The sequence below is a fragment of the Protofrankia sp. CiP1_Cm_nod2 genome, from assembly GCF_920664355.1.
Taxonomy (GTDB): domain Bacteria; phylum Actinomycetota; class Actinomycetes; order Frankiales; family Frankiaceae; genus Protofrankia.
In genome coordinates, this window is sequence record NZ_CAKKTL010000066.1 from 21164 (window position 1) to 21794 (window position 631).

Sequence of the window (631 nt, forward strand, 5' to 3'; positions counted from 1 at the left end):
GCGTCGATTCCACGCGGAGACCGGTCTCAGCCCGCTGCAATGGCTCCTCCACCAACGCGTGAACCGGGCGCGGGAACTGCTGGAGAGCACGGACCTGCCCATGGAACAGGTCGCCCGGCTCAGCGGCCTCGTCACCACCGACTCCCTCCGCCAGCACCTGTCGAGACGAACCGGGCTCACACCCAGCGCCTACCGCGCCACGTTCACCCGGCGCACGGACCGAGAGGGATCTGTTGCATCCAGCGGAATCAGGACTTGACGTCCTCCCCTGCGTGAACGACTCCGTTGCCCGATGCGTCCTTGCTGTGAGCGATGATGGGTCGCGGTGAGCTGGCGGCGCTGCTCGTGGTATCCCGGCGCGGCGCCACGCCCCGGCCGGTACCACTGCCACTGCTCCACCGCCAGATTCCACACAAAACGCGCATGCCCGCAATGCGGCTCCAGGGCCGCCGCCTGTTCGGCGGTCGGATAGAGCCGATAGCGGGACATATCAGGATTCTATGGAACGGATGCCACCTGATACCCATCACAAGGGAGCGGCGTTTCCTCCCCGCCGTGAACGGCGGGGTATCCACGCCACAGACCCGATGACGCCCTACGGCCGCCGCGAGGCGTGGGAGGACGACCCCGA

General features: G+C 67.5%; 1 protein-coding gene and 1 pseudogene. One reads left to right on the forward strand and one right to left on the reverse strand.

All coding sequences use genetic code 11. The features are described from left to right. Positions 1–259: helix-turn-helix domain-containing protein (locus tag NBW84_RS09865; RefSeq protein WP_250283842.1), on the forward strand; the 259-nt coding region annotated here is incomplete at its 5' end. Positions 260–324: 65 nt separating this feature from the next. Here the strand turns inward: NBW84_RS09865 and NBW84_RS09870 are convergent. Then, positions 325–489, reverse strand: a pseudogene (locus tag NBW84_RS09870) (helix-turn-helix domain-containing protein); the annotation flags it as partial. Between the last annotated feature and the right edge of the window lie 142 nt (positions 490–631).